A 12938-nucleotide genomic window follows, 5' to 3' on the forward strand; every position below is an offset into this window, starting at 1 on the left:
TTTTCCGTTCCGAGGAGCCCTTCGCGATGACCACCACGTCGACCACCCTTCCCCCGCCCGTCCTGGACACGGCCTGCTTCCGGCGCTGGCTCGCCGAGACCGACCGTCTCGTACGCCGCGACAGCGCGCGCCTCACCGAGCTCGACGCCGTCATCGGCGACGGGGACCACGGGGCCAATCTCGTACGGGGCTTCGGCGCCGTCGGGGCGGCCGTGGCCGAGGCCCGGCCAAAAACCCCCGGGGAGCTGCTCGCGCTGGCCGGGACCACGCTGACCAACACCGTGGGCGGCGCGTCCGGACCGCTGTTCGGGACGGCGCTGCGCCGCACCGGCAAGGTGCTCGGCGCCACGGCCGTTCCGACGGGCGCGGAGCTGGCGGACGCGCTCGGGGCGGGCCTGCGGTCGGTACAGAAGCTGGGTGGCGCGGAGGTCGGCGACGCGACGCTGGTGGACGCGCTGGCCCCCGGGGTCGCGGCACTGTCGCAGGCGGCCGGGGCGGGACGCCCGCTGCGGGAGGCCCTGGACGAGGCGTGCCGGGCGGCGCGCGAGGGCGCCGACGGCACGGCGGCCCTGCGGGCCCGCAAGGGCCGGGCGAGCTACCTGGGCGAACGCAGCGTCGGCCACCAGGACGCCGGGGCGAACTCGGTGGCCCTGCTGATGGAGGCCCTGCGCACGGCGGTCGACACGGTGGACCCGGCACCGGACGGTGCCGTGGCTCCGGGCGCGGGCGCGGACCCCGGCCCGGGTGTGGGCGAGGTGTCGGGTGTGGGCGAGGTGTCGGGCGTGGGCGAGGTGTCGGGCGTGGGCGAGGTGCCGGGCGTGGGCGAGGTGTCGGGCGTGGTGCCGGGCGTCGTGCCGTCGGGGGCGGGATCGGCCGCCGCGGGTGCCGTGGCGTCGGACGCGGCCTGGGAGGCCGTGCCGGGGGCCGGGGCCGCGCGGGAGACCCGTACGGGCCGGGTCGGGGTGGTGCTCGTCTCGCACAGCGCCGAGGTCGCCTCGGCCGTGGCCGGGCTGTCGGGGGCCCTGCTCGGCTCGCTCGAGCCCGCCCCGGTCGCCGTCGCGGGCGGCACCCCGGACGGCGGGATCGGCACCAGCGCGGACCGGATCCTGGCGGCCGCCCGCGAGGTCGACGAGGGGCAGGGCGTGGCGGTCCTGTGCGACATGGGCAGCGCGGTGCTGACCCTGAAGTCGCTGCTCGCCGAGAGCCCCTCCCCGCTGCCGGCCGACACTCGGATCGTGGACGCGCCGTTCCTGGAGGGGGCCGTGGCGATCACCCTCACCTCGGCGATCGGGGGCGACCTCGACTCCGTCCTCGCCGCCGCCGAGGACGCCCGCCGGTACCGCAAGCGCTGAGCGCACGCGACACCGCACAAGCACGCACACCGGACGCCGCCCACATACAGGACGGCGTCCGGCAAAGCAGAGGGAAATTCTTCGGCGGACGAGCTGCGGTTCTCGCACCCGCCACTTACGCCGCTTTAACACGGTCTTTACGTCGTCCCGGGTGCCCGGCAGCGCCCGGGACAACGGAATCCGCAGGTGAACAGCTCTTGACCTGCGGTTCTCGCGGAGATTGCATGTCGGCCCGGGAGCCACGGAACCACTTGCTCACCACCGCCTCGGAGGCGATACAGCTCCCGCGCTCACTTCCCCGCTCTGCCGATCGGAACACCGCACCGATGACTGACACGATCAGCGCTCCTCAGGCCCTCTCCCCCTCCGCCGGGCCCGCCCCGCAAAAGCTCAAGCGTTCCATCGGCGTCGTCGGCGGCACTCTGCTGACGCTCTCGTGCGTGACGCCCGCCTCGACCCTGTTCGTCGTGGTGCCCGACCTGTTCTCGAGCCTCGGCACGTGGACGGCACTGACCATCGCGATCGGCTCGCTCCTCTGTATCGGCGTCGCGTTCTGCTACTCGGAGCTCGGGACGCTCATCCCCAGCGCCGGCGGCGAGTACGCGATGGTCTCCACCATGGCCGGCCGGCTCGCCGGATGGCTGGTGTTCGTGATGTCCCTGCTGGTCGTCATGATCGTGCCGCCCGTGATCGCCATGGGTACGGCCGACTACCTGGCCCCCGTGGTCCACATACCGGCGCCGGTCGCCGGTGGCGCCGTGATGCTGCTGGCCACCCTCGCCGGTCTCCTCGACCTGCGGGCCAACGCCTGGATCACCGGTGTGTTCCTGGTGCTCGAAGTGATCGCCGCGGCGCTCGTCGCCGTACTGGGCTTCGCCCACAGCGAGCGGGGCGCCGACGCGCTGGTGCACGGCACGGTCGCCGCCGAGGGCGGCGGCACCTCCGCCGTCACCGCGATGATGGTCGTCTCCGGACTCGCCATCGCCCTGTTCGTCACCCAGGGCTTCTCCACGGCCGTCTACCTCTCGGAGGAGCTGGAGAACCCGAAGCGGAACGTGGCGCGCACGGTGCTCCTCACCCTCGCCATCTCCAGCGCCGTCATCCTGGTCCCGGTCATCGCCATCACCATGGGCGCCCCCGACCTGGACGCACTGACCGCCGGTGACCTCAGCGGGATGGTCACCGCCTGGTCCAACTCGGCCGTCGGCACCTTCGTCAGCCTCTGCGTGGCCCTCGCCATCATCAACGCCGGCATCGTCATGGTCATCCAGAACTCCCGCGTGCTGTTCGCCTCCGCCCGCGACCGCGCCTGGCCCATGCCGGTGAACAACGCCCTGTCCAAGCTGGGCCGCTTCGGCTCCCCGTGGGTGGCCACCCTGATCGTCGGCGTCCCGGGTGCGGCCCTGTGCTTCGTCAACCTCGACACCCTGTACGGCGTCACCGGCGTCTCCGTGACCGGCATGTACCTCCTCGTCGCGATCGCCGCGCTGTTCAGCCGGCGCGGGGCGCACGGCCAGGCGGTCGCCTGGCGGATGCCGCTGTGGCCGGCCGTGCCGATCGTCCTGATCGCCGTCTTCGCGTACATCCTGACCCAGCAGGACACCAAGTACCTGCTGTGGACGGGCGGGATCACCGCCGTGGCCACGCTGTACTGGGCGCTGTACCTGCGTCCGCGCCAGGACACCCGCTGGCTCGTCAGCATCCCGGAGGACGACCTGGGCACGGAGGCGTAGTCCGCGCAGCAGCCCGGGCTCAACTTCCCACGGTGATCACGACCTTGCCGAAGGGCGGGTCCACCTCGTAGTTCCGATAGGCCGTGTGCACTTCCTCGAAGGAGTGCACACGGCCTATCTGCGGTCGCAGGCCGTGGGCCGTGACGGCACGGTTCATCGCCTCGAACCGCTCCCGGCTGCCGACGAACTCCCGGCGGATCGTCACCAGGCTCGACGCGTACGCCTCGTTCGAGACCTCGATCCCGGGCTTGCGGGCGCTGCCGGTGATGAGCAGGGCGATCTGGCCGTGGAGGGAACCGGCGCGCAGCGACTGCTCGATGGTGTCCGGGCCTCCCGTCTCGACGACCAGGTCGGCGCCGAGCCCGTCGGTGGCTTCCCTGACCTTCGCGCTCCATTCCGGGTGGCGCCGGTAGTCGAAGACCGCGTCGGCGCCCAGCGCCTTGAGGCGGTCGGCCTTCTCCTCGTCCGAGGTGGTCGACACCACCCGCAGACCCATCAGCTTCGCGAACTGCACCGCGAAGAGGGCGACGGGGCCGGTGCCGAGGGTGAGCACCGTCTGCCCCGGGAGCAGTGCTTCGCCGCCGGTCAGCGCGGACCAGGCGGTGAGCGCCGCGCACGGCAGGGTCGCGGCCTCCTCCCAGGTCAGGTGCGCCGGCACGCGCACCGCCCACTGCTCGTCCAGTACGGCGTACTCCGCGAGCATCCCGTCGAGGGTGCAGCCGGGCTGGTCGATGGCGTCCGGGGTGATCCGGCCGGTGCGCCAGCGCGGGAAGTAGGAGGAGGAGACCCGGTCGCCGACCGCGAAGCGGGTCACGGCCTCCCCCACGGCGACGACCTCGCCCGCGCCGTCGCTCAGCGCGACCACCCCGGGGACGGCCGGCAGCGGGTACCGGCCGTGGAGGATCATCAGGTCGCGCCGGTTGAGGGAGGCGGCCCGTACGGCGACCACGATGTCGGTCGGGCCGGCCGGTTCCGGGACCGCCGCGCCGTGCTCGCGCAGCACGATCCCGTCGATGTCACCGAACGATTCCAGGTGGTACGCACGCATCTGCGCCTCCAGCGGTCGGGGTGGGTCGTCTCTTCGACCCGCCGATGCTGCGGCCCGTGGGACACGCGCGGCAATTCCCTCCGGGGAATCGCCGGGTCCGCCGGGCAGCGGCTAGAAAGGGGCCATGGCCACCACCGCTGTCGCGTCCACGTCACCCTCTCCCTTCGGGCACGAGCTGCGCCGCCGGCGGACGCTGCGCCGCGTCAGCCAGCTCGAACTGGCCGTGCTCGCCGGGACCACCCAGCGCCATCTCAGCTTCGTGGAGAGCGGCCGTTCCCTGCCCGGGCGGGCGATGGTGGTCCGGCTCGCCGAGGCGCTGGGGTTGACCTTGCGCGAGCGCAACGCGCTGCTGCTGAAGGCCGGTTACGCGCCCGCGTACGCGGAGTCGCCGAGGGACGGGGCCGCGATCGAACCGGCCATGACGGCCCTGGGGTCCATCCTGACCGGGCATCTTCCGTACCCGGCGGTGGTGGCGGGGGCGCGCGGCGAACTCGTCCTGGCCAACGAGGCGTTCGGGGTGCTGACGGAGGGCGCCGCCGCGCATCTGCTGGAGCCGCCGGTGAACGTGCTGCGCCTCGCCCTGCACCCTGAGGGCATGGCGCCGCGCGTGGTGAACCTGGCGGCGTGGGGGCGGCACATCACGCAGAGCGTGCGAGCGCGTGCCGCCGCCCACCCGGATCCGGAACTCGACGCGCTCCTGGCCGAGTTGAGCGGCTACCTGCCGCCGGGGGTGGTCCCGGGTCCGGACCACCTCGGCTTCGCCGTGCCGCTGCGGCTGCGCACGGGGGACGGCGAGCTGCGGCTGCTGACCACCCTGACCTCCTTCGCGACGGCCGTGGACGTCACGCTGGCCGAGCTGCACCTGGAGGCGTTCCTGCCGGCCGACGCGGAGTCCGGCGAGCTGCTGCGCCGCCGCGAGGAGGCCCGTACGGGCGTCGGGCCGGAGGTCAGCCGGAGCCGCCGAGAGTAAGCGCGCTGTTGACCAGCCCGATGTGGCTGAACGCCTGCGGGTAGTTGCCGAGTTGGCGTCCGGCGACGGGGTCGTACTCCTCGGCAAGCAGGCCCACGTCGTTGCGCACCGCCAGCAGCCGTTCGAAGAGGTCCCGGGCGTCCTTCTCCCGACCCGTCATGTGCAGGGCGTCGACCAGCCAGAACGAGCAGGCCAGGAAGGCTCCTTCGTCGCCGGGCAGCCCGTCGACGGGCGCACCTTCGGTGCTGTAGCGGCGGACCAGTCCGCTGCTGCCGAGTTCGGCGCGCACCGCGTCGACCGTTCCGATGACGCGCGGGTCGTCGGGGGGCAGGAAGCCGACCCTGGGGATGAGCAGGGTGGCCGCGTCGAGTTCGCGCGAGCCGTAGTACTGGGTGAAGGTGCCGCGCTCGGCGTCGAATCCGTTCTCGCACACGTCGCGGTGCACCGCTTGGCGCATGGCCCGGAAGCGCTCCACGTCGCCGTCGAGCGAGGGGTCCCCCTCCAGAGTCCGCACGGCCCGGTCCGCGGCGACCCAGGCCATCACCTTGGAGTGCACGAAGTGGCGGCGCGGGCCGCGCACCTCCCAGAGCCCTTCGTCGGGGCGCTGCCAGTTGCGCTCCAGGAAGTCGAGGAGCGCGATCTGGATGCGCCAGGCGTGGTGCTCGGAGGGCAGCCCCGCGGACCTGGCCAGGTAGAGGGAGTCGATGACCTCCCCGTACACGTCGAGCTGGAGCTGGTCGGCGGCCGCGTTGCCGACCCGGGCGGGGGCGGAACCGGCGTACCCGCTCAGCCACGGCAGCTCGCTCTCGGGGATCCGGCGCTCGCCCCCGAGCCCGTACATGATCTGGAGGTCGGCGGGGTCACCGGCGACCGCGCGCAGCAGCCAGCTGCGCCAGGCGCGGGCCTCTTCCAGGAAGCCGGTGGCGAGGAGCGAGTCCAGGGTGAGGGTGGAGTCGCGCAGCCAGCAGTAGCGGTAGTCCCAATTGCGGACTCCGCCGATCTCCTCGGGCAGGGAGGTGGTGGCCGCGGCGGCGATGCCGCCGGTCGGGGCGTAGGTGAGGGCCTTGAGGGTGATCAGGGAGCGGGTGACGGCTTCCCGGTAGGGGCCCTCGTAGCGGCACTGGGCGGTCCACTCGCGCCAGTCGGCGATGCTCTGCTCCAGGGCGTCGTACGGGTCGACGGGCTCGGGGCGCGGTTCGTGGGAGGGGTGCCAGGTGAGCACGAAGGCGACTCGCTGGCCTTCGGTGACGGGGAACTGGGAGCGGGTGCTGTTCTCCTCGCCCCAGGTGCGGACCGGGGGTTCGCTGCGGAACCATACGGAGTCGGGTCCGGCGATGGCGACGCGGTCGCCGTTGCTGCGGCGGACCCAGGGGACGATGTGGCCGTAGTCGAAGCGCAGGCGCAGGGTGCTGCCCATCCTGACCCGGCCGGAGATCCCCTCGACGATGCGGATCACGTCGGGGGCCACGTCGCGCTGCGGCATGAAGTCGATGACCTTGACCGCTCCGGTGTCCGTCTCCCAGTAGGACTCCAGGACCAGCGAGCCGTCCACGTAGGCCCAGCGGGTGCACCGCTCGTCGTCGGCGGCGCCGAGGGGGGCGATCCGCCAGTGGCCGTTCTCCTCGTCGCCGAGGAGTTTGGCGAAGCAGGCACCGGAGTCGAAGCGCGGCAGGCACAGCCAGTCGAGGGACCCGTCACGGCCGACCAGCCCGCTGGTCATCAGGTCGCCGATGAGTGCGTAGTCTTCGATGGGTTGTGTCATTTGTGCCTTGTTCCACCAAATGCCCGGGGTCAATCAGAACGGACCCCGGGCATCGGCCGCGCGCTAGCCGCGCACGAGGAGGAGGACGCCCGCGAGGACGACCCCGAGCGCGACGGCGAGGGCTCCGTGCGCCAGGCGGTGGGCGCGCAGGACGGGCAGGAAGCGGTCGACGGCGTACCGCCCGGGGCCGGTGAGGGCGAGGGTCGCGGCGCCCGCCGTCAGGAGCAGTTCGTACTCGATGCCCTGCGGGGCGAAGAAGGACCCGGTGCCGTGGACGGCGATGGCGTTGACGAGGGTGCCGACGACGGCCGCTCCGGCGAGCGGGGTGAGGAGTCCGACGGCCAGGCCGAGGCCGCCGAGGGTCTCGGTCAGGCCCGCGAGGACGGCCATGGCGTCCCCGGCGGGGTAGCCGCTGGCGGTGAAGAACTGCCCGGTGCCGCTGATGCCGCCGCCCCCGAACCAGCCGAACAGCTTCTGGGAGCCGTGCGCGGCCATGGTCAGCCCGAGGACGAGGCGCAGTATCAGCAGGCCGACGTCGTGGCCGGGGGTCGAGAGGGCCGCGGGGAGGGTGGAGGCGGAGGCCGTGGCGGCGGCCGGCGACTTCGCCGTGGTGGTGGAGGGGCTGGTCATGGGGGGTTCGGTTCCTTCCGGAGGGGCGGGCCGTTCGCTGCGGTGGTTCAGGTGGTTCAAATTCGAACTCGGCCACCGACCCTAGCCAGTGATTCAAATTCGAACAACCCGTGTAGGGTGGAGACATGGCTGATTCGGCTGAAACCGCTGGGACGAGATGGCTGGACGACCGCGAGATGCGGGCCTGGAGCGGGTTCCTGGCCGCGTCGGCGCTGGTCCACCGGCGCCTGGACCAGCAGCTCAAGGACGACTCCGGACTCTCGCACCCGCAGTACGAGATCCTCGTGCGCCTCGCCGCGGCGCCCGGCCGCGAACTGCGGATGACCGAGCTCGCCAACGGCCTGATCAACTCCAAGAGCGGGCTCACGTACCAGGTCACCCAGATGGAGAAGGCCGGGCTGGTCCGGCGCCGCAGCTGCCCCTCCGACGTCCGCGGGGTGTTCGCCGTCCTCACCGACGCGGGCGCGGCCAAGCTGAGCGAGGCCGCGCCCGGCCACGTGGCGACGGTCCGGGAGGTCCTCGTCGACGTCCTGACACCGGCGCAGCTGGACGCGCTCGCCGACGGGCTGGGCGAGGTCGGCCGCAGGCTGCGCGGACAGGGCGCGTAGCGGTAGCGTCTTCGGTGGTGCGTTCGGTAGCACCTGTCCGAATCGGGGTATATGGGCGTCATGGACACCACGGTGTGGCTCACGCTGGCGACGGTCCTCGCGGTCGGCCTCGCGATCGCGGCGGCCGTGCTGCTCGTACGCGTCTTCAAGGCGCGGCGGCTCCTGCTGGACGCGGGGATCCCGCTGCACGACAAGGCGCTCTTCTGGGTCGCCGTGGCGTACACGATCTCCCCCGTGGACCTGATCCCGGATCCGGTGTACCTGGACGACATCGGGATCCTGCTGCTGGCCCTGCGCGCCCTCCAGGCGGCGGCCACCGCGGCCCGCGCGGGCAAGGAGCCGGGCGCCGCGTAGCCGGCGGCGGGTCCCGGGTCGACTCCGGGGTCAGCGCACGCCGCGAGTGCGGTACTGCACGCTGATCCGCGGCCCCACGGCCCGCGCCGACTTGGGTACGGCGTGCTCCATGGTGCGCTGGCAGGAGCCGCCCATGACGACGAGGTCGCCGTGGCCGAGCGGCAGCCGCAACAGCGTGGCGCCTCCGTCGCGGGGGCGCAGCGCGAGATCGCGCGGGTCGCCGACGGAGACGATGGCGATCATGGTGTCCTCGGTGGAGGAGCGGCCCGTGCGGTCCCCGTGCCAGGCGACGCTGTCGCGGCCGTCGCGGTACAGGCACAGCCCGGCCGTGGCGAAGGGTTCGCCGAGCTCGGCCGCGTAGTGCCGGGAGAGCGTCTCGCGGGCCTCGGTGAGCGAGGGGTGCGGAAGCGGCTCCCCTTCCGCGTAGAAGGCGAGCAGTCGGGGCACCGCCACCTCCCGCTCGCACATCCGGCGCCGCTCGGCTTGCCAGGGCACGTCGGCGGCGAGCCGCTCGAAGAGCGCGTCGGCGCCGCTCAGCCAGCCGGGCAGGTGGTCGACCCACGCCCCCGCCCCGAGGTCCGTCCGGCGCATGGCGTCCAGCGGGCCGAGCCGGATCTCGTCGCCCTGGTCGAAGAGGGAACCCTGAAGGCCTTGGACTGCGTACATGTCCCCAGCCTAACCCCGACAACCGAACATGTGCGCGAATAAGTCTGACAGGCCGCCGTCTCCGCCACCTCTCGGCCAATTGGTCCAGACCTATTGACGGCGGGGCATCCGGAGGAATACGTTCCCGGCGACGAGGCGGCGCAGCCCCCAACTGCCGCCACTCGCAACGGTGTTGCCACCATCCCCCCACCCCACGCCGGAGGCGTTTCCTTGCGCACCCCCACACGCACACGCACCCGCACCCGTCTCGCCTGCGGCCTGGGCGCCGCGCTGCTCGGCGCGGCCGCGGTGCTGACGGCTCCCGGGTCGGCGTTCGGCGCCGACCTGCTCGTGAACGGCGGCTTCGAGGCGGCCGCCACCCCGACCGGCTGGTCCTGCTCGGGGGGCCTCGGCTCCGTCGTCACGTCACCCGTACACGGCGGCACGAGGGCACTGGCCGGTGCGGCCACGGCCTCCGACAACGCCAAGTGCACCCAGTCCGTCTCCGTCCGACCCAACACCACGTACACGCTCTCGGCCTGGGTCCGCGGCAGCTACGTGTACCTCGGGGTCACCGGCGGGCCCTCGACCTGGACGACCTCCACCGGCGCCTACTCCCGGCTGACCGTCACCTTCACCACGGGCGCCTCCCAGACCACCGCGGAGGTCTACCTCAACGGCTGGTACGGGCAGGGCACCTACCACGCCGACGACGTCACCCTCGACGGCCCGGGCGGCGGCACCGACACCCAGGCGCCCACCGTCCCCACCGGTCTCACCTCCACCGGCAAGACCGCCACCAGCGCCTCGCTCGCCTGGACCGCCTCCACCGACAACGTCGGCGTCACCGGCTACGACGTCTACCAGGGCGGAGCGTTGGTCGCCACGGCCACCGGCACCAGCACGACCGTCACCGGTCTGACCCCCGCCACGAGCTACACGTTCACCGTCCGGGCCCACGACCTCGCGGGCAACACCTCGGCCGCCTCCGCCGGCGTGTCCGTCACCACCGACAACGGGACGACCCCGACGGGCTTCAAGCAGGCCGCGCCCTACCTCTACCTCGGCTGGGGCAACCCTCCGAGCGCGACCACGGTGATGAGCGCGACCGGCGCGAAGTGGTTCACCATGGCGTTCATCCTCTCCTCCGGCGGCTGCAACCCGGCCTGGGACGGCCAACGGCCGTTGGCCGGCGGCGCGGACCAGAGCACCATCGCCTCGATCCGCGCGGCGGGCGGGGACGTCGTCCCGTCCATCGGCGGCTGGCAGGGCAACAAACTCGGCCCCAACTGCGCCACCCCCGAGGCGCTGGCCGGCGCGTACCAGAAGGTCATCGACGCCTACGGCCTGAAGGCGATCGACGTGGACATCGAGAACACCGACGAGTTCGAGAACGCCGCGGTCCAGGACCGCATCCTCGGCGCACTCAAGATCGTCAAGCAGAACAACCCCGGCCTGAGGACCATCCTGACCTTCGGGACCAGCACCACCGGCCCGACCTCGTGGGGCAACCGCCTGATCGACCAGGCCAAGGCGCTGAACGCCGGCATCGACGTCTTCACCATCATGCCGTTCGACTTCGGCAACGCCTCGACCGACATGTACGCGAGCACGGTCAGCGCGACCGAGGGCCTCAAGACCAAGCTCAAGTCCACCTTCGGCTGGGACGACGCGACCGCCTACGCGCACATCGGCATCTCCGGAATGAACGGGATCAGCGACACCCAGGAGACCACGACCGTCCAGAACTGGACCGACATCCGCAACTGGGCCAACTCCCACCACATCGCCCGCCTCGCGTTCTGGTCCGTGAACCGCGACCGGGGCTGCCCCGGTGGCGGCCTTCAGGAGAGCTGCTCGGGCATCGCGCAGAGCGACTGGCAGTTCACCTCCATCACGGCGGGCTTCACCGGCTGACCGCACGACGCCCCCGCGCACGGGGCCGCCGCCGGCACACCGGCGGCGGCCCTTCCGCGCGCCCCTCTTCCCGGACAGGCCCTACACGTCCCTGCGCCGTACGACGGTCACCGCGACGGCGGCGGACACCAGCGCCCAAGCCGCCAGAGCGAGCCAGGAGCCCGTGATCGTCCCGGGATACGCGCCCAGGCTGGTGTGTGACTCCGGGTTCAGCGCGAGCCTGGACTGCGCGGCCATCGGCAGATGGTTGCCGATCTCCCTCAGGAACCGGTACCTGTCGCCACCGAAGAGCAGCGGCACGACGAAGAGCAGCCCCACGACGCCGACGATCGAGGCCGTGGCATGGCGCAGGACGGCACCGAACGCCATCCCGATGAGCGCGCAGACGGGGACGACCACCGCGTACGCCGCGACGGCCCGCAGGCAGCCGGGGTCGTGGATGGAGAGTCCGACGTGCCGGGAGGCCAGCATCGCGTTGGTGGTGAAGAAGGAGGTGACGGACACCACCGCGCCGAGCAGGAGCGTGACCGACGTGACCAGCACCAGCTTGGCCGCGATCACCGCACGCCGGTCGGGAACGGCTGCGAGCGTGGTGCGGATCATGCCGGTGGCGTACTCGCCGAAGATCGTGATGGCTCCGAAGGCGGCCGCGGCGAGTGCCACGACGTGGCCCGCGATGCTGTTCAGGCCGTGGAAGAGCGGGTCGTACTTGAAGGGCGGCATGTCGTGCGCCGGTGGCGGCGGCTGGTCTATGTACGGCAGGGACGAGTGGACGGCGTTCACATTCACGGCGACCGCGACGACGGCGCTGAGGACGAGCACCCAGTACGTCGACCTGAGCGAGCGCATCTTGATCCACTCGGCGGCGAGCAGATCGGTGAACCGGGCGTTCGGTGCGGTCGCGGGCACGGTGTGGCTCATCGGGCTTCTCCCGCGAGGTATTCGACGCTGTCGGCGGTGAGGGACATGAACGCCGACTCCAGGGACGGGGCGCGGGTGGCGAGTTCGTGCAGCACGATGCCGTGCCGGTGCGCGAGCTCGCCGATCCGGGCCGCGCTCAGCCCGGTGATCCGGACCTCGGCCTCGCCCTGCCGGGTCACCGAGGCACCCTGCTCGCGCAGCACGGCGTCGAGCGCAGCCGGGTCGGGGGTCCGCACGATCACGCCCGGCGTGGCGTGGCGGTCGGAGAACTCCCGCAGGCTCTGGTCGGCGATCAGCCGGCCCCGGCCGATGACGACGAGGTGGTCGGCGGTGGCCTGCATCTCCGCCATCATGTGGCTGGAGACGAACACGGTGCGGCCCTCGGCGGCCAGCCTGCGGAACAGACCGCGCACCCACAGGACGCCCTCGGGGTCCAGGCCGTTCAGCGGTTCGTCGAAGAGGAGCACCGGCGGGTCCCCCAGCAGCGCTCCCGCGATGCCCAGACGCTGTTTCATCCCGAGGGAGAACCCGCCGATCCGGCGCCGCGCCGCCTTCGCCAGCCCCACCTCCTGAAGTACCTCGTCGACGCGGGTCAGCGGGATGCGGTTGCCGCGGGCCAGGGCGGACAGGTGCGCCCGTGCGCTGCGCCCGCCGTGGACGTCGTGGGCGTCGAGCAGCGCCCCGACGTGGCGCAGTCCGCGCGGACGGCAGGAGAAGGGGACTCCGTCGACGGTCACGGACCCGCCGGTGGGGGCGTTCAGGCCCAGGATCATCCGGAGCGTGGTGGATTTGCCGGCTCCGTTGGGGCCGAGGAAGCCGGTGACCTTGCCGGGTTCCACGGTGAAGGTCAGGTCGTCGACGGCGGCCGTGTCGCCGTACCGCTTGGTCAGTCGGGTCGATTCGATCACGGGTCCACCGTGCCGGTGAGGACGGCGGGCGGGCATCGGCCGACGGTCCACATCCGGGTGGCCCGGGGGCTTAGTCCCGTGGGCCAATGC

At 72.4% G+C, this 12938-nt stretch carries 12 protein-coding genes; 6 read left to right on the forward strand and 6 right to left on the reverse strand.

Annotated elements, in window-relative coordinates; all coding sequences use genetic code 11:
• Nucleotides 1-26: 26 nt before the first annotated feature.
• Both dhaL and ACIQ5Y_RS35055 read left to right on the forward strand, forming a co-directional pair.
• Nucleotides 27-1352: a dihydroxyacetone kinase subunit DhaL gene (gene dhaL, locus ACIQ5Y_RS35050; RefSeq protein ID WP_403889950.1), complete on the forward strand. Its 1326-nt coding sequence runs from the start codon at nt 27-29 to the stop codon at nt 1350-1352.
• A gap of 326 nt (nt 1353-1678) precedes the next feature.
• A complete protein-coding gene (locus tag ACIQ5Y_RS35055) occupies nt 1679-3085 on the forward strand; it encodes an APC family permease (RefSeq protein ID WP_403889953.1) in 1407 nt (468 codons plus the stop codon).
• Nucleotides 3086-3104: 19 nt separating this feature from the next.
• On the opposite strand, the gene ACIQ5Y_RS35060 is transcribed toward ACIQ5Y_RS35055, so the two are convergent.
• Nucleotides 3105-4133, reverse strand: a complete 1029-nt coding sequence (locus ACIQ5Y_RS35060) for an NAD(P)-dependent alcohol dehydrogenase (protein WP_403889956.1) — start codon at nt 4131-4133, stop codon at nt 3105-3107.
• Nucleotides 4134-4257: 124 nt separating this feature from the next.
• Here ACIQ5Y_RS35060 and ACIQ5Y_RS35065 point away from each other — a divergent pair, with 124 nt between their 5' ends.
• Nucleotides 4258-5103, forward strand: a complete 846-nt coding sequence (locus ACIQ5Y_RS35065; RefSeq protein WP_403889959.1) for a helix-turn-helix domain-containing protein — start codon at nt 4258-4260, stop codon at nt 5101-5103.
• Here the strand turns inward: ACIQ5Y_RS35065 and ACIQ5Y_RS35070 are convergent.
• Nucleotides 5081-6886: a glycoside hydrolase family 15 protein gene (locus tag ACIQ5Y_RS35070; protein WP_403890054.1), complete on the reverse strand. Its 1806-nt coding sequence runs from the start codon at nt 6884-6886 to the stop codon at nt 5081-5083. The genes ACIQ5Y_RS35065 and ACIQ5Y_RS35070 overlap by 23 nt on opposite strands.
• Before the next feature lie 42 nt (nt 6887-6928).
• Entirely contained in the window at nt 6929-7495 is a 567-nt protein-coding gene (locus tag ACIQ5Y_RS35075) for a DoxX family protein (RefSeq protein WP_403889962.1), read from the reverse strand.
• Nucleotides 7496-7620: 125 nt separating this feature from the next.
• On the opposite strand from ACIQ5Y_RS35075, the gene ACIQ5Y_RS35080 reads away from it, so the two are divergent.
• Together ACIQ5Y_RS35080 and ACIQ5Y_RS35085 are read left to right on the forward strand one after the other, a co-directional pair.
• On the forward strand, nt 7621-8103 hold the full coding sequence (locus ACIQ5Y_RS35080) for a MarR family winged helix-turn-helix transcriptional regulator (protein WP_403889965.1): 483 nt from the start codon (nt 7621-7623) through the stop codon (nt 8101-8103).
• A 60-nt stretch (nt 8104-8163) separates the two neighbouring features.
• On the forward strand, nt 8164-8457 hold the full coding sequence (locus tag ACIQ5Y_RS35085; RefSeq protein WP_403889968.1) for a YkvA family protein: 294 nt from the start codon (nt 8164-8166) through the stop codon (nt 8455-8457).
• A gap of 30 nt (nt 8458-8487) precedes the next feature.
• Here the strand turns inward: ACIQ5Y_RS35085 and ACIQ5Y_RS35090 are convergent, their stop codons facing one another.
• Complete coding sequence (locus tag ACIQ5Y_RS35090; RefSeq protein ID WP_403889971.1) at nt 8488-9123, reverse strand: alpha-ketoglutarate-dependent dioxygenase AlkB; 636 nt, start codon at nt 9121-9123, stop codon at nt 8488-8490.
• A gap of 210 nt (nt 9124-9333) precedes the next feature.
• Between ACIQ5Y_RS35090 and ACIQ5Y_RS35095 the strand changes: the two genes are divergently transcribed.
• The gene (locus tag ACIQ5Y_RS35095) at nt 9334-11019 is read left to right on the forward strand and encodes a carbohydrate binding domain-containing protein (protein WP_403889973.1); all 1686 of its coding nucleotides are present in this window, start codon (nt 9334-9336) and stop codon (nt 11017-11019) included.
• Nucleotides 11020-11100: 81 nt separating this feature from the next.
• Here ACIQ5Y_RS35095 and ACIQ5Y_RS35100 read toward each other — a convergent pair whose 3' ends face one another.
• Together ACIQ5Y_RS35100 and ACIQ5Y_RS35105 are read right to left on the reverse strand one after the other, a co-directional pair.
• On the reverse strand, nt 11101-11940 hold the full coding sequence (locus ACIQ5Y_RS35100) for an ABC transporter permease (RefSeq protein ID WP_403889976.1): 840 nt from the start codon (nt 11938-11940) through the stop codon (nt 11101-11103).
• The gene (locus ACIQ5Y_RS35105; protein WP_403889978.1) at nt 11937-12848 is read right to left on the reverse strand and encodes an ATP-binding cassette domain-containing protein; all 912 of its coding nucleotides are present in this window, start codon (nt 12846-12848) and stop codon (nt 11937-11939) included. Before ACIQ5Y_RS35105 ends, ACIQ5Y_RS35100 begins: the two co-directional genes overlap by 4 nt.
• Nucleotides 12849-12938 lie beyond the last annotated feature (90 nt).

Origin of the sequence: Streptomyces sp. NPDC096339 (assembly GCF_044762985.1) — a bacterium.
Classification (GTDB): domain Bacteria; phylum Actinomycetota; class Actinomycetes; order Streptomycetales; family Streptomycetaceae; genus Streptomyces.

Bases quoted from the DNA above. Each gene is read 5' to 3' on its own strand.
- dhaL (WP_403889950.1), top strand. From the start codon at position 27: ATGACCACCACGTCGACCACCCTTCCCCCGCCCGTCCTGGACACGGCC.
- ACIQ5Y_RS35075 (WP_403889962.1), bottom strand. From the start codon at position 7,495: ATGACCAGCCCCTCCACCACCACGGCGAAGTCGCCGGCCGCCGCCACG.
- ACIQ5Y_RS35055 (WP_403889953.1), top strand. From the start codon at position 1,679: ATGACTGACACGATCAGCGCTCCTCAGGCCCTCTCCCCCTCCGCCGGG.
- ACIQ5Y_RS35080 (WP_403889965.1), top strand. From the start codon at position 7,621: ATGGCTGATTCGGCTGAAACCGCTGGGACGAGATGGCTGGACGACCGC.
- ACIQ5Y_RS35085 (WP_403889968.1), top strand. From the start codon at position 8,164: ATGGACACCACGGTGTGGCTCACGCTGGCGACGGTCCTCGCGGTCGGC.
- ACIQ5Y_RS35100 (WP_403889976.1), bottom strand. From the start codon at position 11,940: ATGAGCCACACCGTGCCCGCGACCGCACCGAACGCCCGGTTCACCGAT.
- ACIQ5Y_RS35090 (WP_403889971.1), bottom strand. From the start codon at position 9,123: ATGTACGCAGTCCAAGGCCTTCAGGGTTCCCTCTTCGACCAGGGCGAC.
- ACIQ5Y_RS35060 (WP_403889956.1), bottom strand. From the start codon at position 4,133: ATGCGTGCGTACCACCTGGAATCGTTCGGTGACATCGACGGGATCGTG.
- ACIQ5Y_RS35065 (WP_403889959.1), top strand. From the start codon at position 4,258: ATGGCCACCACCGCTGTCGCGTCCACGTCACCCTCTCCCTTCGGGCAC.